Source organism: Aquimarina mycalae, from assembly GCF_029906345.1.
In the GTDB taxonomy this organism is placed as follows: Bacteria; Bacteroidota; Bacteroidia; order Flavobacteriales; family Flavobacteriaceae; genus Aquimarina.
On sequence record NZ_JARYGY010000005.1, the window covers coordinates 72,993 to 93,868 of the forward strand.

Here is a 20,876-nt window from a genome sequence, read left to right on the forward strand (position 1 = left end):
GCAAATAATACACACAAATACACAGATGGATATAAACTTCAATAAGAACGAAGACCACAATAAGCTTTTAGTTTCCACACTACGTCAAAAACTAGCACAGGTAAAGCTTGGTGGTGGTGAAAAACGCATTGAAAAGCTGCATGCAAAAGGTAAATTGACTGCCAGAGAACGAATTGCTTATTTATTAGATGATGATGCAGATGCAATAGAAATTGGTGCATTTGCTGGTGAGGATATGTATTCAGAGCATGGAGGTTGTCCTAGTGGTGGTGTCGTTATCAAGATTGGGTACATTAGTGGCAAACAATGTATCGTAGTAGCTAATGATGCGACCGTAAAAGCTGGAGCGTGGTTTCCTATTACTGGTAAAAAGAATTTAAGAGCGCAGGAAATATCTATTGAAAATAAACTACCTATTATATATCTTGTAGATAGTGCAGGTGTATATTTACCGATGCAAGATGAAATATTTCCAGATAAGGAACATTTTGGTCGAATTTTTAGAAATAATGCTGTGATGAGTAGTATGGGAATTACTCAGATATCAGCAGTAATGGGTAGCTGTGTTGCAGGTGGCGCATATTTACCTATTATGAGCGATGAAGCTCTGATTGTAGATAAAACAGGTAGTATTTTCTTAGCTGGTAGTTATCTTGTAAAAGCAGCAATTGGAGAAAGTATTGACAATGAAACGTTAGGAGGTGCTACAACACATTGCGAAATTTCGGGAGTTACCGATTATAAATCAAAAGATGATAAAGACGCGCTAGACACTATTAAAAATATAGTTTCTAAAATTGGTGATTTTGACAGAGCAGGATACAATAGAATTAAACCTTCTAAACCCAAAGAAAACCCCGAAGAAATTTATGGGATTTTACCAAAAGCTAGAAATGAGCAATATGATATGATGGAAATCATCAATCGATTGGTTGATAATTCTGATTTTGAAGAATATAAATCGGGTTATGGACAGACTATTTTAACAGGATATGCTCGTATCGATGGATGGGCTGTTGGTATTGTTGCGAATCAACGTAAGATTGTAAAAAGTAAAAAAGGTGAAATGCAGTTTGGAGGAGTTATCTATTCTGATTCTGCTGATAAAGCTACTCGATTTATTGCTAATTGTAATCAGAAGAAAATTCCATTGGTGTTCTTACAGGATGTTACTGGTTTTATGGTAGGTAGTAAAAGTGAACATGGCGGCATTATTAAAGATGGAGCTAAAATGGTGAATGCGGTTAGTAATAGTGTCGTACCTAAATTCACTATTGTTATTGGTAATTCTTATGGAGCTGGTAATTATGCAATGTGCGGAAAAGCTTATGATCCAAGACTAATATGCGCCTGGCCAAGTGCTGAACTAGCAGTAATGGGAGGTGCTCAAGCGGCCAAAGTATTACTGCAAATTGAAACTGCTTCTTTAAAAAAGAAAGGAGAGCAACTTTCTGAAGAAGACGAAAAAGCACTGTTTGATAAAATCAAAGCTCGATACGATAAACAAATTTCTCCGTATTATGCAGCGGCAAGGATTTGGACAGATGGGATTATTGATCCTCTAGATACCAGAAAATGGGTGTCCATGGGTATTGAAGCAGCAGACCACGCTCCTATCGAGAAACCTTTTAATCTTGGTGTGATACAGGTGTAATTACAAACTATTGTTAGTTATTCGTGTGAATTAGTAACCATTTAATAAATTATTAGTCATACATAATGGCTACTAATAATAAGTCTGATTATTATGAGGGGAATAATTATACTTTTTATCATTTTATGTTTTTATCAAGGGTATTCTTTTCAAGAGGAGAAATACTTTGATCCAGATTTGTTATCAATGGATTTGAAATCAGATAGAGACTCTATCTTGAATCAGAAAGATACTGATAAGATATATGATTTTATAAGTAGAAAAATTGATGAAAATCCAGATAAAGCTGAAACATATTATCATTTCTATTTAGAAAGAGGGATTATAGATAGTAATTATGATATTCAATCATATTCCTATTATTATTTAGGATTTCTTCCTTATCAAAAGGGGGACTATGTTTTGGCTATTCGGTATGGTACATTATTATCTGATATTGCTGAAAAACAAAATGATATCGATAATCTGATAAGTGCATATACTCTAATTGGTAACTCATATTTTCAAATTCGATACTATAATGATGCCTTAAAAGAATATCTGAAAGTACTAGAAATTACAAAAAGTAATAATTTAAAAAGCAAAGAGTTTTCTACACTTATCAATATTAACAACGTTAGAACTCGTATCCATCAATACAAAGAAGCTCTTCAATCATATGAAGAGACTATCGTTTCATTAAACAAAAAAACAAGCAAAGAAACAGCAAATTACCATGGTAAATATCTTTCTTCTATTTTAGGAGCTGGAGTATGCAATTATCTATTAAAAGATTATGACAATGCTTTGAATTACTATAATAAAGGTTTGAAATTGTCAAAAGATCATGATTTAACTTCTTTTCGAATCAATTTCAACAATACTATTGGTGAAACTTATATAGCTAAACAAAATTATGATAAGGCCTTAGTTTATTTAAACAATTCAAAAGAATTAATAAAAAAAGAGAATCAAGTTTTTAGTAAAGCCTTGTTTACAACCAATTTTCATTTAGCTACGCTTTTTTTTAATACCGCAAAATATGATCGAGCACTAGAACATCTAAATGAAAACTTTGATCGTATCGATTCTAAAGAAAAAGAAAAACAGGTAGAAAAAATAGCTGAAATGTATGACCTGGCACAGCGATGTGCCGAAAAAACAAGGAATACAAATCAACAAATTTATTTTGCTAATGCCTATAAAAGAATTATCGATACCAGACACCTGGATGATGTAAATACTAAAGATCGATTGTATAAATACAATTTAATTACATTAGAAGAAAGAAATCAGAATCTTTCATCTTTAAACTTTAAATATATTGTAGGCTTAGTTGCTACTTCAGTATTAATAGTATTATTAGTCATTTTTCAAATCCAGAAACATCGCAAGAACAAAGTTATTTTTCAAAAACTTCAAAATGAAAAACTCGAAGTAGAAACAGTTGTTCCTTCTTCGGTTATAAAAAAAGATTTTATAACCAATGAAAAAGTAAAACTGTTATTTGAAAAACTTCAAGAAATAGAAAAAACAAATTTCTTCTTAGAAAAAGATTGTAATTTATACAATACAGCCAAATTGATGGATACTAATACAACCTATCTATCAAAAACCATGAATGAATATAAACAACAATCGTTTAATGAATACATAAATGAATTACGAATTAATTTTTTTCGTAAAAAACTGAAAACGGATTCTAAATTTAGGTCGTACACAATTAAGGCAATTGCAGGAGAATTGGGATACAAAAGTGTAAACACATTTGCTTCTGCATTCAAAAAACAAACTGGAATAACTCATTCTTTTTACATGAAACAAATTAGTAAAGAAATGAATTTATCCAAAAGTTCGAATAAAGGGTGAACTATAACATCAATTTTATAAAATTGATGTTATTTTCTATTACAGAAACACTGTTTACAAAGCTATTAATATATTTTTATACCATACAGACAGTGTAATTAACATTGCTACTTAAAAATTAAAATTTATGAAAACAAAATCTATTCTTTCTTTTATTATTTTTTCCATTTTTATTTTTTCTAATTGCTATTCTATAAACAAAAATTCAGCTCAGAAACTTAATAGTCGTATTTCTGATACCTCATTAGAAAGTTTTCAGTCGATTTCGATTGATGTTATTGTAGATATAACAGACACAGATATTACTTTAGAAATTTCTGATGAAGATAGAGGTCTAATAGTTTCAACAGATGATCGAGTAGTTATAACATATTATACACGCAACAGATTACAAAATTCTAATTCTCCAGAATTAGAAATACAGACTACTGCATCAATAAACACTTCTTTAGAACCCGTAGAAATACCTCCTAAAAGGCCAGGATCGAGTCGTTACTTGGAAAATAATGTTGCAGATTTAGTATACCTTGGCACACATTATTTACCAGATTTAGAAGTTAAAAATTATTATTTAGATATTAAACTTATTAATGTAAAGAGTGAGCGTAGTATAGATCGGGAACTTGTACATTTTAGAGCATTTGATCCTTCGTTATCAGGAGATTTATTGATCAAAAATGCAAAACTTATTTATTCGAACCCATATAATGTAGAAGGTACCACGATCTCTTGTACTATTGAAAATAATAATAATGAATACAGTAACAATATCCTCAAAAAATCAATAGCTAGCTTTTATTTATATGATAATCGTGTTCGTCGATATCTCGGATCAAGGACTATTGCTCCTCTACAAGCAGGTGAAAAAATGTCTACATCTCTATGGATAAGAGATAACCTAAATCAAAGTGCATTGAATAATGTGGTTTTGATTGTTATCGATGAAAACAATGATATAGATGAATATAATGAAGAAAATAATGCCTGGGAGATTCATGTTTCAGAAACACTAGCTTTAAATTCTAAAGTGAATGTTTATCCAAACGCATTTAAAGAAAATATTACCTTTTCATTTGATACTAAAACTACAAATTCTTCGATTCAATTAGATATTTATGATCAACGAGGGAAAATGGTTTCATCAAAAAAGTATAATTATAAAAATAACGGAACGCAAACATTAGAATACCATAATAGCAATTTGTTGCCAGGGATTTATTATTATACTATTTCAATTGATAACAAAAAACATACAGGTACCATTATTAAAAAATAAGACTAGTTATATTAAATCATTATAACTTCTATAGATGTTAAAAACCATATTCTAAATAAAGAGAATCAATGAATTTTGGGTTGTTTTATTTTCGACTATAAATTATTTATAGATTAGATCCAATCGAGGTTGCCGCTGCTTATCTTTTAAAATAATTATAAAACAGTAATAGTTTAATCCATTTTATAGACCTCAAGATATATGGAACACATCCATATCATCTAATATCTTATTTGATTTTTTTAATCTTCGCCCTATTAATTTTAGGGCGTTTTTTATGAATTAACTTATTATGGTTAAAAAATATAATCAATTTTATAAAATTGACATGTTAGTTATTTTTTAACCAGTGTATTACATATAATTTTACGTTGGTATTTAAGTCGACACGAATACACAAATTGTTTAAATAATAATTAATTCAATAATAAAAAACATGAAACAAATATCAATAACCGCTTCTTTTTTACTATTAGTTCTTTTTACCTTTTCTTGTGAAAAAGAGGACCCAGATGTTTTCTTTGAAAGTCAAAATACAGAAAAAACTACTTTAGCCGAAGAATGTTATACAATTGAAGTAAATTTCGAGTCAGGCTTTTTCGATCAAGGAAATCCGTCTATAAAAGTAAAAGTTTGGGTATTAATAGATGGTTTTGGTCCTGGATTATATCTAGGTGAACATACCTTACAAGGTTGGCAACCAAAAGAAATAGTAGCAGATCCTAACTTCTATGATTATATAAAACCACATTTAGACAATAGTGATCGATTCAGATTTGAAGTAGAGCATAGTCAAATACGAGATTTTGCTAGATTTACGGCAAGACAAAAAAATGGTGTTAAGAAAGGATATACGCTTTATCCATGGCAAAATGAAACAGCTATCCCATATACTGGATTAAATTTTGACACTTCTAATTGTTCTTCGATTAATGAAGATTTTAATTTATAATATCATATCAAAGAGATCACGAAGCTAATAATTTAAAGAAAAATCAACAATTAGCTTACATATGCTCAAAGAGGGTTTAACATATACCTTGAACCCTCTTTTTATTATAATTCTTAGCAGTTTAAAATATAAAATTCCTCTTCTTCCAATACTATGAAATAAACTCACAAAACATTAATGGTGGTTGCAATCTTATTTAATATACTCCCTCATTTTGTTCAATTTAGTATATAAGCAGTATTATTTGAATGTAATTGATGATACTTTAGATGAAAATCTGAAAAGATCGTATAACACTACTAAGATCCTGTGTATATCATCTTTTTATAGTTAAACAATTAAAAAATCAGGTTCAATTTAAAAATCATCAAATCATGCTAGAAAAAATCTTAGAATTAAAAAACGCTAAAGCTTTAGACAAAATGCAACAAAAACAAGTAAAAGGAGGTATAATTCCATTTCCAACGGAAATCTGCTATTGTATTACAAGAGATCGCAGCGGTTTTCTTGTTATATCAGAAGAGGTCTCTTGTGACAGCACTTGCGAGGATGGTTCCTCTCCAACTCAATCATAACATACATTGTAGTTTTTGGAAGAACAATTCCCAGAAGAAATATTTCTTCTGGGAATTTTGGTTTCATTCTGAACTTAATATACTTTTTTAAAACATAAACAACATTTATAAATGTTCTACAATCAAGAATATTGTAGCAAAAATTAAGGTCTTTTATAAAATAAAAAGTAAGAAATCCAGTTTTTAATTAAAACTCAAAACAAAAGCAATGATTAACAAACCATTTTTTAAAATTAAGGTATTAGGTATCGCCATAATGGCTTGCCTATTCGTAACTAGTTGTAGTGATGATGATAGTAATGAAAACTCTTCGTTCGATATTACTCAACAAGATGTTATGAAAAGTTTGGAAGTTGAAAAAATTTCCAATTTCATAGACGGAATGACATTAGATAATATTGCTATGAATAGATCTAATGCAGAAGTTTCTTCAAATTTTGGAAAGGCCGATTGTGCTGACTTTAGTGTTACTGATACTGGATACACATTAACTTTTACAGATTGTACTACTGATGATGGTGAGACTATCAGTGGTAAGATTAATGTGAATGTTGTTATTGATAATAACTCTGTTTCTACTACAATCACGTTTGAAAACCTGACTTTTGCTGGAAATTCTATTAATGGAAGTAAAAGTACATCTTACTCACTAAATACTGTTGATGGAGGAAGTTTTATATATACGGTTACATCGGATTTATCGATTACGCTAGCAGATGGAACTACCGCTTCAGAAATGGGAACTAAAACATATAGAGTTACTGAACTAGGTACAGCTGAAGCTTCTTATACAATTAGTGGAGACTGGACAGTTACCATAGGTTCAGATACGTACTCTCTACGTACTGATCCTTCGTTACAAGGGACATTTAGTTGTGATTATATTACAACTGGAACTTTAATATTAGCAAAAAATGCATTGACTGCTTCTATAAATTATGGTGATGGAACTTGTGATAACAAAGCAACGGTAACATATCCTGATGGTACTAACGAAGAAATTGATTTATAAGATTAAGAACTTCAAATAGTAAAATAAAAACATCCGTAAATAATTATTTACGGATGTTTTTTTGTGTTAAAAATTAGCTCCATTTATAATAGAGATATAATTTAGATACTTATTGTCTTTTGGGAATTGTAATTAATTCAGTCTGTCTTTCATTTACATACCTAAATCCATCCTTTCCCCAATATCCAGCTTCTTCGAGCATTATTCTTATATCTTTATCCCATTCAGGAATAGTAACTGTAGTATTCAATTCTATAGCATATACTGTATTTTCGTATAATGGATAATCACCATTAACAGGAACGCCTCCTTGAGAATCCCACATTCCTATAGTAGGTCCTGAAGAATGTCCATATAATCCAAGAGGATGCGTATATATTGCTGGTTTTAAACCTTCTGCTTTACCCTCTTCTAGAGATTTTAATAAAATCTCATTTCCTGTTTTTCCAGTTTCGAAATTTGCTGTAAAAATATCTTGAACTCGATTTCCATCAGAAAAAGCTTTGACTAAAAAATCTGGAGGAGCCATTTCTCCATTCTTAAGGATATATGCGTGTTGCTGACAATCTGTATTCAGTCTTAAATATGTAATTCCGAAATCACAATGGATTAAATCTCCAGGTTTAATAATCTTATCGTTGGGTCTATTAGAAAAGGATACAATATGACTCTGTAGCGGCTCATCAAAACGTTGAATATCCACAGTTGGATGAAACCAGGTATTCAAGCCCAAATCAGTCACCTTCTGACGTAACCACCAAACAACATCATCTGTAGTTGTAGTTCCTGGTTTTATAACTTTTACACTAAACGCTTCTTTAATAATATCATGAGTTACTTGTACCAAGGCTTTGTACATTTCCATTTCTTGCGCTGTACGCGTTTCTATCCATGCGATCGCTAATTTTTCGGCGGAAACCACTTTATCTGTATAGGATTCAGGTAACGCATTCATAAACGCCTCATAATCAGTTTTTACAATACCATCCACAATTCCGAAATTATCAGAATAATTAATTCCTATTTTCTTTGGATTACGTTTCGTAATAATATCCACAAGAGCTTTCCATTGATCAGGTTGTTTTTCCTTGTCCCATGCAGAATCAATATACTTACCTACATTATATCTTGCTACTGCAAGGTGTTCTATTGTATTATTTTCTTTATTTCTATAAAAAACCAATATTGTTCTTCTTCTGGCATTAAGCCACTTAGCTGGTAACATGGTTTTAAGTACAGGATCTTCATTATATTCTCTAGAGATTAGTATCCACATATCAAAATCTGTTCGATCCATTAATTGTGGCAGTAGATTATTAAAACGATCCGCTAATATCTGGTCTATAATATCCGCTCTTTCTCGTTCCTGAAGAATTTGCGCATTGCATATATTCGAAATAATAAGTAGCGTGAGAATAAAAAGCTTTTTCATTTGTGTGATTCGTTAGGTTAGATAAAAGTATTACAAAAAAGAGACACCTGCAATGCTTTGCAAATGTCTCCTCATCAATTAAACTACCCAAACTTTAATTACAGTGCTTCATAACTGCTCATTAATCGAATAAATTCTGCTCTATATCCTTGATTATCTGTTGATCTATTTTCTTCTGCCAACGCAATAATATCTTTTAAATCTTGATTATCTAAGTATTTAGATTTTCTGATTTTCATTCCGAACCAAGCAACCGAAGCAGCAAAATTAAAATCTTTAGAAATTTCCTTTTCATCTGCTTTTAATATATGTACCATCTCGATGCTTTTACTTTCTTGTGGTCTTTTATATCTGAATTTTACTGTAAGTAACTCATCTCCAAAAGTTTTATTTACTTTTTGATCCGTATATTTCAAGTCAGGAATATCGTTAATATATTTACTTTTTACTCCATTAGGAATTACTTCATATAACGCCGTAACTGTATGTCCGCTTCCTAATTCTCCAGCATCTTTAGTATCATCTACGAAGTCTTCATCTGCCAACAATCTATTTTCATATCCAATAAGTCGATATGCTTGTACTTTTGCAGGGTTAAATTCTACTTGAATTTTTACATCTTTTGCTATAGTATATAACGTTCCGCCAAATTCTTTACCTAAGACACGTTGTGCTTCTTGCATTGTATCGATATATGCATGATTTCCATTACCTTTATCAGCTAAGGTTTCTAACTTACTATCTTTATAATTATGCATTCCGAAACCTAAACAAGTTAAAAAGACACCTGATTTACGTTTTTCTTCAATTAAAGTTTTCATATCCTTATCACTACTCATCCCAACATTAAAATCTCCATCTGTGGCCAAAATGACTCTATTATTCCCATTCTTTTTAAAATTTTCCTGAGCGATCTTATATGCTAATTGAATCCCTGCTCCTCCAGCTGTAGAACCTCCTGCGTTAAGATTATCTAATGCTTGATTTATTTTGTTTTTATGGGCACCAGATGTTGGTTCTAATACCATTCCTGCAGCTCCAGCATATACTACAATTGACACCTTGTCTTTTTCTCGTAATTGATTTACTAATAATTTAAAGGCTTTTTTTAACAACGGTAACTTATTAGCATTACTCATAGATCCTGATACATCAATTAAGAATACAAGATTAGATGCTGGAATAGCCTCTTGTGGAATTTCTTTTCCTTTTAATCCAATTTTTATTAATTGTGTTTCTTTATTCCATGGTGTATCACCATATTCTGTATGAATTGCAAAAGGATGATCTCCTTTTGGTTGTTCATAAGAATATTCAAAATAATTCACCATCTCTTCTATCTTAACCGCATCTGCTGGGACCTTCTGTCCATTGTTAATCATTCTTCGCACATTACTATAAGATGCTTTATCCACATCAATCGAAAATGTTGATAATGGAGAGGTCTGTACTTTTTCAAAGCTATTTTCTACAATCTCTTCATATGATTCGTTATTCTCTATTTTGTAATTCCCTTTATGGGTGGTAATCACAATACATCCATGAGTAGCTCTTGATCCATAAATAGCTGCTGCTCTTGCATCTTTCAATACTTCTACATTAGCAATTTTTGATGGATCTATATTTTGTATCTGCACTACATTCTTTTTATTAATAGGCACGCCATCGACTATATATAATGGTTGTTGTGAGTTAGAAGTACTAGTATTTCCTCGAATCTTGACCGTTGCTCCAGTATTTGAAGTTATTGTAAGTCCAGATACTGTGCCACTTAAGTTTTGTGATGCTTGAGCGTTTGGTTTTTTTCTTAGTTTTCTTGCTCTTCTTCTTTCTGCTCTTGATGCTCTTCTTGATTCTGATGAAATTGCGACCGCAGAGCCTACTGAGTACGATCTTTTCTGGGTACCATATGCAGTAACTACTACTTCTTCTAATGTAGATACATCTTCGATCATTCTAATATTCAATTCTGTAGTATTGGGTTTAATTTTAACCTCTTGAGATTGCATTCCTACATAATTAAATGTAAGTATTTTGCCAACTTCAGTTTGAATCGTATACTTACCATCAAAATCGGTCTGTGTTCCAATAGTAGTTTCTTTCACAACAACATTTACTCCTGGCAAAGGAGTTCCTGTACTATCTTCTATAACCGTTCCAGTAATTTTTATTTGTTGAGCAAATGAAGCTCCTGTGTATAAAAATATTATAATCAAGTAGTGTAGTGTTTTCATAATTGATAGTTTTTAAATTATGAAGTAAAACTACTTTTCAATGCCTAACCAGACAATCTATATTGAGTGAAGTGGTTGTTTCAATTAGGGAAAATAACTATATACTAGGATTCCAAAGAATCTAAAACAACATCGAGTGTCTTATTGCGCTGTACCTTTCCGTTTTCGGTTTCTATAAATTGTGATATGTAATAAATTTTCTTAGGTATTTCGTACTTAGAAAGTGTTTTTATACTATTAATGGCTTCGATAAGAAGTTCATAGGTTCTTTCATTATAATTATCTTCAATTATCAATACTAATTTATCACCCAAAACATCATCTGGAACACTGGTAATAAAAAACCTATGACTTATCAAAAGTTGAAGCTTTATTTCAATCTCTTCGGGATACAGTTTAACTCCTCCACTATTAATTACGTTATCGTAGCGGCCTTTCCAACTAAACTTTTTATATGTTTTAAGTTCCACCACATCATTCGTAATTATGGTTTCCTTATGTAACTGCGGAGCATTAATAATTAAACAGTTTCTTTTATCTATGCCTAAAGTAATATTAGGTAAAGCCTTAAAAAAGTTACCTTCCTTTTTTTCTTTCTTCTTTGGATTAATTCTTCTAGCAGCTATATGTGTTACTGTCTCGGTCATCCCATAGGTTTCAAAAATTTTAGTTTTGATTCCTTGTACAAGTTCTTTTAAGTTTTCAGAAACAGCTCCTCCACCTACGATGAGTTTTTTCACCAAATGCAATCTACTGATAGAATTATCTAATTGTAATGGTACCATTGCGCAAAAATCATATTGTCTGTAAATAGTATCTAATGGATTCATTTTTGGAGGGATCACATCAATTTTCCAACCTAACACCATAGCTCTCACAAGCATCATTTTACCTGCTATATATGCCGCTGGAAGGCATAATAAAGTAGTAGTATCTTCTTCTACCTTAAAGAATTTACCAGTAGCTTTAGCGCTATTAATCATATATTGCTTATCAATCTTTATGCTCTTAGGCTTTCCAGTAGAACCAGACGTTTGTACAACGACATGATCTTTATCATTTAACCAATCTAATAAGAAACCACCTACTTCTTGCTCATAGAATTCTCCTTCTTTAATAAAATTATATGCAATTTGCTCTAATCCTTTGTTATCCAGAGTTTGCCTATTAATACTAAAGCTTTTATGTACTTGAGGAGTTATAAAAGTACCATCTGTTTTCATATCCAAATTTCAATTTTCTAACAGACTTTATAGTTATTAAAATGTAAAGACAATATTATGAATTAGTTATATTCTTCTATTTGAGGTTCTGGTGCTACTTTCCCAAATAATTTATTTTTCCAGCCAGACCACTTATATTTTTTGGACAAAATTAAAATATAGATCGGAAATACCACGAATACTGGGATAAGTATTTCTATTCCAGTCTCTGGTTCACCAGTATACAAAAGAATAGAATCTGTTTGAAATGCAGTCCAAGAAGATGTAACCAATAATGCAGTTACTAAATTATTGGCTGCATGAAATCCCAATGCAAGTTCCAGCCCTTCATCCATTAAAGTAATTATTGCCAAAAAGAAACCTGTACCTATATAATATACCATAATATGAGGTCCAATTTTTGCTACTTCTGGATTACCAAAATGCATAATCCCAAATAATACAGAAGTAACAATTAGTGGTACCCATCTTGTTTTTGTTGCCAATCCAAGACCTTGCATCATATGTCCTCTAAAAAGATATTCTTCAAAACTTGTTTGTAATGGCACTATCAAAATAGCCATTATGGCAAGTGTTATGAATGGTTTCATCTCAAAATTCATCTGGAAATCTTCAGGATAAAAATAATATAAGATTCCTGTTGTTATTAGAATATATAAGGCTACTAAACCAAACATAAACAAAACACGTTTCCAATCAATCTTTACTCTAGATGTAGTAAGTGATCGGATACTTTGCTGATGTACTACTTTTACCCAGAAAAATAATCCAGCTAAAAAAATTGCAAAAGGACCTACTGATATTAAGAAAAATAAAGGTTTTCCTAAGGTCTCTATTTGCTGTTGCATCATAGCTTCTATGTCCATTCCTTCAGAAAAGGCCATATTAAATGCTATCAATCCTAAGAAACCAATGGGAACGGGTAGATATTTCCACAATCCAATTTTCCCTTTTCTACCTTGTTCTATATACATAATTATATTTTTGTATTAATCTAAATAGGGAACATTCCAGCTCTTATTACTATGATACCCTAATCTACCTTTATCCACTACCAATGGAGCATCTATATTATTAGTATACAAGCTACCTGTTCCTAATCCTTGTGGCATATTGTTATCCAGGCCATAAGTATACTGCGCAATAGCATTTAATCCAATATTACTTTCTAAAGCACTAGTAATCCACCATCCTATTCCAAGATTTTCTGCCAAATCTATCCATTCTTGTGTACCTCTAAAACCTCCTATTAGACTTGGTTTAAGAATAATATATTGAGGTTGTATAGTTAGTAGTAATTTTTTCTTATCTGTTACATTAAAAACACCAATTAATTCTTCATCTAATGCTATAGGTAATGGAGTTTGATTACACAAAGACTTCATAGCTTCTAGTTGGCCTTGCTTTATTGGTTGTTCAATACTATGAAGATCAAATGTACTTAACCTTTCTAATTTATGTAATGCTTCTTCAGGTGTAAAGGCTCCATTGGCATCTACTCTAATTTCAATTATCTCTTTAGAAAACTGAGATCTTATATAAGAAAGAAGTGTTAGTTCTGCATCAAAATCAATAGCTCCAATCTTCATTTTTATACAATCAAATCCCTGCGCTAATTTGTCTGATATTTGCTGTTTCATAAACTTCTTTTCCCCCATCCATATCAAGCCATTGATACGGATACTATCTTCATTCTTAGTGAATTCTGAAGGAAATAACACAAACGGAGATACGCTTTCCAAAGATTTAAAAGCCATTTCAACACCAAATTGAATGCTCGGGAATTCAATTAATCGTTCCCATAATGTATCTTTTCCTAAATGAATATTATCACAGGTCCATTGTAACTTTTCTTCATAATCTGGTCTATCATCAATACTCAAAGTTCTAAGTATTCCACATTCTCCGATACCTTGTTTCCCTTTAGAAGTAATTACAATAAACCAGGTTTCTTTAGTTTTTAGGATTCCACGAGAAGTACCACTTGGTCTTTTAAATTCTAAAATATGTTTATAATAACTGGCTTTCATTACAATTCTATACTGTGTCCTATTTCTAATAACACAAGATTTTTTCCTTTTGAGGAAAATTTCTGTTTGGCTTCTTCATGATCTATTTCTATAAAGCCAAAAGTATCATAATGCACTCCAAGTACCTTATTACAAGCAACAAAATCGCTTGCAATTATAGCATCATCTATTCCCATAGTAAAGTTATCTCCGATTGGTAGTACAGCCAAATCTAACTTCGTATATAAAGGAATTAGTTTCATATCCATAGTAAGTGCAGTATCACCTGCGATATATATACTATTATCTTCAGTTTGGATTACAAAACCTCCTGGTTGTCCGCCATAACTACCGTCAGGAAAACTACTGGTATGAATTGCGTTTACATATTTTACACTTCCAAAGTCGAATTTCCAGGATCCTCCATGATTCATAGGATGTACCTTAATCCCTTTCGCCTCATAATGCATCGCGATTTCATAATTAGAGACAATAATGGCATTACAACTTTTTGCTATAGATTCTGCATCCAATGTATGATCCTGATGTGCGTGCGTGAGTAAGATATAATCTACTTTAAAATCATCAACTTTTACCTTATCCTTTGCTAATGGATTGCCTGAAATAAATGGATCTATCAATATAGAGATAGAAGCTATTTCTAATAGTAATGTATTCTGACCATAAAATGTAATTTTCATTGCTTTTGAATTTTTTTAGATTAATGAGATAAAAATTACAAAATCTGTCCCAAACTAAATAATAAGGCCAGTAAAAAAGTCGACAAAGCAACTTTTTTTAATTCTGGATCTAAATCCACCGCCTTTTTTGTATTAATTACTTTGTTTATATGAATAAATAAAGGAATATATGCTACCAAAAACAACAGATTAGTATAGGATTGATATGTGAAATATAAAAACACTAGCATGGCGGATAATCCTCCAATTAGAAGGAAATAATGATATTTTTTAGCATTCGAGAGTCCCATTTTTACCACTATGGTATTTTTATTTGCTTTTTTATCGCTATCGTGATCTCTCATATTATTAAGGTTTAAAACCGCCGCACTAAGAAAACCAATTGTTACTGCAGGAAGAAAAACTAACCAATGTAAATCTTTGGTAAATAAGAAATAACAACCTACCACACTTACCAATCCAAAAAATATAAAAACAAATACATCTCCTAAACCTCTATAGCCATAAGCTGAGCTACCCATCGTGTATTTAATCGCTGCAGCAATGGCTGCCAATCCTAAAAGAAAAAAGAATACAGAATAAAAGAAATAAGCTTCTCCAAAAGATTTATAAATTAATAAGATAGCTAAAACCAATGTAATAATAGATGTAAATACTATACCTCTAAGCATTTCTTTTCTAGAGATAGCACCGCTTTGTAGTGCACGTTGTGGTCCTACTCTATCTTCATTATCTGTGCCTTTTACACCATCACCATAATCATTTGCAAAATTAGATAGAATCTGTAATCCTAAAGTTGTTGCAATTGCGAACCAAAATATTGAAGTTTTATAAAAAGGAATTCTAGCTCCAAAACTAGTTGAGTATTCTAATGATGAAAGAAATGGATTAATCAAAATGTTATTAAACATTGATGATCCAACAATAATACCTGAAACGGATAATGGTAAAGTTCGAAGTCGAGCAGCTGAGATCCAAGCTTTGAATTTCGTCATTCTAAAAAATTTATAGTCAAAGGAACAGTATTTTAATCGAAAAAAAAATAAAAAATACTTCTCTGAATTATTTAAATTAGCATCATGCCTATTACGATACCTTTAGAATTTCCATCTTTCAATTTATATAGCACACCTTTATTACTTTTAGTATTACAGGCATTCATCTTTGCATCCTTATTATTGATCAGGTATTTTAAAAAGAAATATATATCCGCTCTGATATTGGCATTATTAATTTTTATTACGGGATATCATAGAACTACCTATACTATTGGTTTTATGGATTGGTATGATACTTATAGAAATACAAAGATTAATTATTGGTTAATTGCATTATCTCTTGCTATTGGACCACTACTCTATTTCTATGTAAAATCAATAACTACTTCTAATTTTAAATTTAGAAAAAAGGATTTTATTCACTTTGTTCCAGTAAGTATATATGTACTGTATAAGATAGCTATTTTTATATATGACAGCGTTCAACCAGGTTTTAATGAAACTCAAAACGGTTATCTTAAAATTGCTCTTGATGAAAAATACGTCAATCCTCTAGTTGGAATCGTGGAGAATTTACAAATGTTATTATATCTAGCTTTTACCATACAGTTATATTTTATGTACAAAAGAAAGATTCAACAATTTTTTTCTAACACCTATCGTCTAGAGCTAAATTGGATCAGAAATTTTCTTTTTATCTATTCTTTCCTCTTTTTATACAGTGTTTTTGAAGGTGTTATTGGATCTGTAATTACTGATCTCCATTGGACTCAGCGATGGTGGTACCAATTTTTTACTGCAGTCGCAATTATATATATAGGAATTAAAGGCTATTTTACAGATACCAATACACTAAACAACTTAAATTTTTCTGTGAACACTCCAGAAACGGATAAAAACCCTCCATCAGAGTTAAGTGAAGTTCTTATTAAAAACAAAGAAAGAATTCAAGAGTTTATGGAAAAAGAAAAACCTTTTCTTAATCCTGATCTTAATCTCACTGAGCTTTCAAAAATGCTCAATATACCGTCTTCAACAATTTCTGATACTATAAATTCAGGGTTTCATAAAAATTTTAATGACTTTGTAAATTCTTATCGTGTGCAGGCTGTACAAATGATGCTTCAGGAAGGAAAACAACAACAATTATCTTTATTAGGGATTGCCTATGAATGTGGATTTAATAGTAAAGCTACTTTTAATAGAGTTTTTAAGAAACTAACCGATACATCACCTTCACAATATTTAGCACAACAAAACAACTCCTAAGCTGTTATTTTTATGAATTTCGCAATTCATCCGCAATGGTTTTTTACCTTCAATTTTATAGATTAGCAATTTAAACCAGTATATAATTGTTTCAAAATATACAGCTAATCTTCCGATAGCTTTTGGAAATTATAAAGTTTTGGAACAAAAATTAAACCACATGAAACATTTATTAACAACTATTCTCTTAGTATTATTCAGTACCATACTTGCTTGTAAAGATGATGGAACAAAAGAATCAGAAAAGACCAACATCGAAGAAACAGAAACTATTAAACCAAATACTTCTGAAAACACGCCTTTTATTTGGGAAGGTGCAAATGTCTATTTTCTACTTGCCGACAGGTTCAAAAACGGAGATCCTACAAACGATCTAGTTCTCGAAAGAGCCAATAAAACTGGGAAACTTAGAGGTTTTGAAGGAGGTGATATAAAAGGCGTAATACAAAAAATTGAAGATGGGTATTTTAAAAAATTAGGTATTAATGCTCTTTGGATCAATCCATTGGTAGAACAAGTTCATCAAAGTGTAGACGAAGGTACAGGAAATACATATGCTTTTCACGGATATTGGGCAAAGGATTGGACTAATATTGATCCGAATTTTGGTTCTCACGAAGATCTAAAACAATTGGTAGAAACTGCACACCAAAATGATATTAGAATATTGATGGACGTAGTTATAAATCATACAGGACCAGTCACTGATAAAGATCCTGTTTGGTCCGAAGAATGGGTTCGAACTTCTCCTCAATGTAGTTATAAAGATTATGAAACGGCGGTAAAATGTACTTTGGTAAAAAACTTACCAGATATTAAAACCGAAAACGATCAAGAGGTAAAACTTCCAGAAGCCCTGATTTCAAAATGGCAAGAAGAAGGAAGGTTAGAATCTGAAATGGATGAATTAGAAATATTTTTTGCTAAAACTGGCCTTAAACGATCTCCTAAAAACTATATCATCAAATGGTTAACAGATTATGTTAGGGAACTTGGTATTGATGGATATCGTGTTGATACAGTAAAACATGTTGAAGAAGGCGTTTGGAATGTACTAGCAGAGCAGGCCAAATTAGCGTTTACTGAATGGAAAAAAAACCATCCTGATAAAGTACTTGATAATAATGAGTTTTTTGTATTGGGAGAATTGTATGGATATGGAATTGATGGGAAACGTTTTTATGACTTTGGAGATCGCAAAGTAGATTATTATGCGAATGGATTTGATAATCTTATTAATTTTCAATTTAAGTATGATGCTGGAAAGTTAGGGTATGAAAAATTATATAGTAAATACAGTAAAGCGTTACAAACTAGCCTTATTGGTAAAAGTGTAATGAATTACATTAGTTCTCATGATGATGGCGACCCTTTTGATAAAGAAAGAAGCAAAACCTATGAGTCCGCAACTAAGCTTTTATTAACTCCAGGAATATCACAAGTTTATTATGGAGATGAAACTGCAAGATCGCTAATTATAGAAGGAACTGAAGGAGATGCAACCTTAAGATCTAATATGAATTGGGATGATATTGAAAAAGAAGAAACCGCAGCTTTATTAGAACATTGGCAAAAATTAGGCGTGTTTAGAAAAAACCACCCTGCAATTGGAGCAGGCAAACATAAAATGATTAGTGAAACTCCATACATATTTTCAAGAACTTATAGCAAAGATACTTTTGTAGATCAAGTAGTTATAGGGTTAAATCTTAGAAAGGGTACCAAAACAATTAAAGTAAATTCGATATTTAAAGATGGAACTAAACTAACGGATGCCTATTCAGGAACAGAGACAATCGTTTCTGATGGCAGTGTTACTATAAAATCCGAGCACGAAATCGTGTTATTAGAAGCAACAAATTAATTGTATTTTAAGATAGTCTCAATTTAAGTAGGACGGCTCAAATTATAATTTGAGCCGTCCTATTGTGTTTTGGGGCGCAGTATTCATAACTGATATAGACATTTGAAAAGTCAAACAATTTAAAATCATTTCAGTTATGAAAAATGTAATTAAAAAAATCATTACTCCGATCACCATGAAAAATTGGTACTCGGATTTACTATTTACGCTCCCTAGAATAATCTGTGGCTATTTATTAGCAGTAAATTTTGGAGGGAGCAAATTCGGAGTACCATGGAGTCCTGAGGGATCTCCCGATCTTGCTTTTCTAGAAGTTGTAGAATGGTTTCCCAAAGATGTTGCAGAATACGGAGGTATTTTCGCAATGTTTCCTGTCTTCTTTGCTTGGATGGGTGCAGCTAGCGAGGCTATCGGAGGTGTATTCCTCGCATTAGGTTTCAAAACAAGAGTCGCTTCTTTCTTTATTATCTGTACGATGTTAGTAGCTATCATTTTCCAGAAATCAGATAGCGGAATATGGGGTATGTTGCTCGCATTAGGGTTTTTATGGATAGCTATTTACAACCTAATTCTAGGTTCAGGAAGATTTGGTATAGATTACCTAATCACGAAACAATGGTTAAAACCATCTTTAACTACCACATCTAATAACATAATTTAATACTCAGAACAAATGAAAAAATTTATTAATATAATATCATTATTGATTAGTATCACTGCGTTAGCACAGATAAAAGGAAATAAAGAAATCATCACTAGAACATTTGATGTTGATAACATAGAACATATAAAAATTAATTTTTATGCAGAGGTAATTATCGATCATTCCAAAGAAGAAAGTCTTACTATTACAACAGATGCTAATCTCTTTGAATATATAGAAAAAGAAATAGTAGATGGAACTTTGCACTTAGATCAAAAAGAATGGATAAGTCCATCAAAAAATGTAAAAATAATTATTGGAGCTCCTAATTTAAAAAAAGTGGAGAGTGGAACACATGATGTTACAAGAATTATCAATCTTGATAATGAATACCTTCAAGTATTGGCTCCTATTGGTACTATTATTGTTGAAGGAAAGACTAAAGATTTAAGGATTGCGGCAGAACTTGCTAAGATAGATGCTTCAGATTTAATAGCAGAAAATGCTAACGTAAATATTTGGAGCAGAGGTTCTGCAAATGTTAATGTAACTAATGAATTATATGCCAAACTAGATAAAGATGCGATCCTTAAGATTAGTAACACTCCCAAAGTACTACGTGGAGATGCCAAAAAAACAGTAAAAAAGAACAATAAAAATACCAATGCCTCAGTGAGGTATATAAAATTCAAGATTAAAAATAACGCTATTACACGAAATCATTTTCTAGTAATTGGTCCTAAACCAGATGGAAGAAAATTTAGCTACGGTTTCCCCATGATGCCTCAAGCCACAAGAAAAGAAAATTGGACTATAGGAACAAAGGTATATAAAGTAAGTACTTTAGGAAAAAGAAAGCTATTAGTTACTATCAAAGAAGAAAACGAAAATAAAACAGTTAACCTTTTTTAATACGAAATACCCCAAGAAGAACTTACCTCCTGTATTCAAGGAGGTAAGTGTTGGGGAAAACAAAAAAAGTAAGGGAAAAATTGTAATTGGAATACTTTTCAAAGATAAAAAGGATTAAGGAATTTTGGTTACGGTTAAACCTCAAACTTTAGCTGGAATAGTAGCATTATAAGGCTTTTGATAAAATAACATGTTACAACACAGTCTATTATGGGGAAAATTTCACTTTTCAATCGTAATTAATATTTTTAATAATTATTTATTTAACATTAAA

General features: G+C 31.2%; 17 protein-coding genes. 10 read left to right on the forward strand and 7 right to left on the reverse strand.

Annotated features, from left to right (window positions below; all coding sequences use genetic code 11):
- Positions 1 to 25 precede the first annotated feature (25 nt).
- The 6 genes from QBK95_RS12715 to QBK95_RS12740 all read left to right on the forward strand — a co-directional run bounded on the left by QBK95_RS12715 (position 26) and on the right by QBK95_RS12740 (position 7,317).
- The gene (locus tag QBK95_RS12715) at positions 26 to 1,654 is read left to right on the forward strand and encodes an acyl-CoA carboxylase subunit beta (RefSeq protein WP_280934303.1); all 1,629 of its coding nucleotides are present in this window, start codon (positions 26 to 28) and stop codon (positions 1,652 to 1,654) included.
- A gap of 93 nt (positions 1,655 to 1,747) precedes the next feature.
- Positions 1,748 to 3,502, forward strand: coding sequence for an AraC family transcriptional regulator (locus QBK95_RS12720; protein ID WP_280934305.1), 1,755 nt, complete (start codon positions 1,748 to 1,750; stop codon positions 3,500 to 3,502).
- A gap of 127 nt (positions 3,503 to 3,629) precedes the next feature.
- A complete protein-coding gene (locus QBK95_RS12725) occupies positions 3,630 to 4,778 on the forward strand; it encodes a T9SS type A sorting domain-containing protein (RefSeq protein ID WP_280934307.1) in 1,149 nt (382 codons plus the stop codon).
- Positions 4,779 to 5,214: 436 nt separating this feature from the next.
- A complete protein-coding gene (locus QBK95_RS12730) occupies positions 5,215 to 5,730 on the forward strand; it encodes a hypothetical protein (RefSeq protein WP_280934309.1) in 516 nt (171 codons plus the stop codon).
- Positions 5,731 to 6,104: 374 nt separating this feature from the next.
- A complete protein-coding gene (locus tag QBK95_RS12735) occupies positions 6,105 to 6,305 on the forward strand; it encodes a hypothetical protein (RefSeq protein ID WP_280934311.1) in 201 nt (66 codons plus the stop codon).
- A gap of 208 nt (positions 6,306 to 6,513) precedes the next feature.
- Positions 6,514 to 7,317: a hypothetical protein gene (locus QBK95_RS12740; protein WP_280934313.1), complete on the forward strand. Its 804-nt coding sequence runs from the start codon at positions 6,514 to 6,516 to the stop codon at positions 7,315 to 7,317.
- A gap of 109 nt (positions 7,318 to 7,426) precedes the next feature.
- Here QBK95_RS12740 and QBK95_RS12745 read toward each other — a convergent pair whose 3' ends face one another.
- The 7 genes from QBK95_RS12745 to menA form a co-directional block, all read right to left on the reverse strand.
- Positions 7,427 to 8,749 carry a M24 family metallopeptidase gene (locus QBK95_RS12745; RefSeq protein ID WP_280934314.1) on the reverse strand — a complete coding sequence of 441 codons (1,323 nt, stop codon included), beginning with the start codon at positions 8,747 to 8,749 and terminating at the stop codon, positions 7,427 to 7,429.
- Positions 8,750 to 8,847: 98 nt separating this feature from the next.
- Positions 8,848 to 10,983, reverse strand: a complete 2,136-nt coding sequence (locus tag QBK95_RS12750) for a YfbK domain-containing protein (RefSeq protein WP_280934315.1) — start codon at positions 10,981 to 10,983, stop codon at positions 8,848 to 8,850.
- Positions 10,984 to 11,087: 104 nt separating this feature from the next.
- A complete protein-coding gene (locus tag QBK95_RS12755) occupies positions 11,088 to 12,206 on the reverse strand; it encodes an AMP-binding protein (protein ID WP_280934317.1) in 1,119 nt (372 codons plus the stop codon).
- Between the two features lie 62 nt (positions 12,207 to 12,268).
- Positions 12,269 to 13,180: a CPBP family intramembrane glutamic endopeptidase gene (locus QBK95_RS12760; RefSeq protein ID WP_280934320.1), complete on the reverse strand. Its 912-nt coding sequence runs from the start codon at positions 13,178 to 13,180 to the stop codon at positions 12,269 to 12,271.
- 15 nt (positions 13,181 to 13,195) lie between these two features.
- Complete coding sequence (locus QBK95_RS12765) at positions 13,196 to 14,236, reverse strand: o-succinylbenzoate synthase (RefSeq protein WP_280934322.1); 1,041 nt, start codon at positions 14,234 to 14,236, stop codon at positions 13,196 to 13,198.
- Positions 14,236 to 14,916: a metal-dependent hydrolase gene (locus QBK95_RS12770; protein WP_280934324.1), complete on the reverse strand. Its 681-nt coding sequence runs from the start codon at positions 14,914 to 14,916 to the stop codon at positions 14,236 to 14,238. The genes QBK95_RS12765 and QBK95_RS12770 overlap by 1 nt, the downstream gene beginning before the upstream one ends.
- Before the next feature lie 35 nt (positions 14,917 to 14,951).
- On the reverse strand, positions 14,952 to 15,911 hold the full coding sequence (gene menA / locus QBK95_RS12775; RefSeq protein WP_280934326.1) for a 1,4-dihydroxy-2-naphthoate octaprenyltransferase: 960 nt from the start codon (positions 15,909 to 15,911) through the stop codon (positions 14,952 to 14,954).
- Between the two features lie 84 nt (positions 15,912 to 15,995).
- On the opposite strand from menA, the gene QBK95_RS12780 reads away from it, so the two are divergent.
- The 4 genes from QBK95_RS12780 (at position 15,996) to QBK95_RS12795 (ending at position 20,602) form a co-directional block, all read left to right on the forward strand.
- Complete coding sequence (locus QBK95_RS12780) at positions 15,996 to 17,183, forward strand: helix-turn-helix domain-containing protein (protein WP_280934327.1); 1,188 nt, start codon at positions 15,996 to 15,998, stop codon at positions 17,181 to 17,183.
- Positions 17,184 to 17,343: 160 nt separating this feature from the next.
- Complete coding sequence (locus QBK95_RS12785) at positions 17,344 to 19,047, forward strand: alpha-amylase family glycosyl hydrolase (protein ID WP_280934329.1); 1,704 nt, start codon at positions 17,344 to 17,346, stop codon at positions 19,045 to 19,047.
- Between the two features lie 136 nt (positions 19,048 to 19,183).
- Positions 19,184 to 19,708, forward strand: a complete 525-nt coding sequence (locus QBK95_RS12790; protein WP_280934330.1) for a DoxX family protein — start codon at positions 19,184 to 19,186, stop codon at positions 19,706 to 19,708.
- 12 nt (positions 19,709 to 19,720) lie between these two features.
- On the forward strand, positions 19,721 to 20,602 hold the full coding sequence (locus QBK95_RS12795) for a GIN domain-containing protein (protein ID WP_280934333.1): 882 nt from the start codon (positions 19,721 to 19,723) through the stop codon (positions 20,600 to 20,602).
- The last annotated feature ends 274 nt before the right edge of the window (positions 20,603 to 20,876 follow it).

Excerpts from the sequence above, each read along its gene's own strand:
- QBK95_RS12715 (WP_280934303.1), top strand. The coding sequence starts at position 26 with ATGGATATAAACTTCAATAAGAACGAAGACCACAATAAGCTTTTAGTT.
- QBK95_RS12720 (WP_280934305.1), top strand. The coding sequence starts at position 1,748 with ATGAGGGGAATAATTATACTTTTTATCATTTTATGTTTTTATCAAGGG.
- QBK95_RS12725 (WP_280934307.1), top strand. The coding sequence starts at position 3,630 with ATGAAAACAAAATCTATTCTTTCTTTTATTATTTTTTCCATTTTTATT.
- QBK95_RS12730 (WP_280934309.1), top strand. The coding sequence starts at position 5,215 with ATGAAACAAATATCAATAACCGCTTCTTTTTTACTATTAGTTCTTTTT.
- QBK95_RS12735 (WP_280934311.1), top strand. The coding sequence starts at position 6,105 with ATGCTAGAAAAAATCTTAGAATTAAAAAACGCTAAAGCTTTAGACAAA.
- QBK95_RS12740 (WP_280934313.1), top strand. The coding sequence starts at position 6,514 with ATGATTAACAAACCATTTTTTAAAATTAAGGTATTAGGTATCGCCATA.
- QBK95_RS12745 (WP_280934314.1), bottom strand. The coding sequence starts at position 8,749 with ATGAAAAAGCTTTTTATTCTCACGCTACTTATTATTTCGAATATATGC.
- QBK95_RS12750 (WP_280934315.1), bottom strand. The coding sequence starts at position 10,983 with ATGAAAACACTACACTACTTGATTATAATATTTTTATACACAGGAGCT.
- QBK95_RS12755 (WP_280934317.1), bottom strand. The coding sequence starts at position 12,206 with ATGAAAACAGATGGTACTTTTATAACTCCTCAAGTACATAAAAGCTTT.
- QBK95_RS12760 (WP_280934320.1), bottom strand. The coding sequence starts at position 13,180 with ATGTATATAGAACAAGGTAGAAAAGGGAAAATTGGATTGTGGAAATAT.
- QBK95_RS12765 (WP_280934322.1), bottom strand. The coding sequence starts at position 14,236 with ATGAAAGCCAGTTATTATAAACATATTTTAGAATTTAAAAGACCAAGT.
- QBK95_RS12770 (WP_280934324.1), bottom strand. The coding sequence starts at position 14,916 with ATGAAAATTACATTTTATGGTCAGAATACATTACTATTAGAAATAGCT.
- menA (WP_280934326.1), bottom strand. The coding sequence starts at position 15,911 with ATGACGAAATTCAAAGCTTGGATCTCAGCTGCTCGACTTCGAACTTTA.
- QBK95_RS12780 (WP_280934327.1), top strand. The coding sequence starts at position 15,996 with ATGCCTATTACGATACCTTTAGAATTTCCATCTTTCAATTTATATAGC.
- QBK95_RS12785 (WP_280934329.1), top strand. The coding sequence starts at position 17,344 with ATGAAACATTTATTAACAACTATTCTCTTAGTATTATTCAGTACCATA.
- QBK95_RS12790 (WP_280934330.1), top strand. The coding sequence starts at position 19,184 with ATGAAAAATGTAATTAAAAAAATCATTACTCCGATCACCATGAAAAAT.
- QBK95_RS12795 (WP_280934333.1), top strand. The coding sequence starts at position 19,721 with ATGAAAAAATTTATTAATATAATATCATTATTGATTAGTATCACTGCG.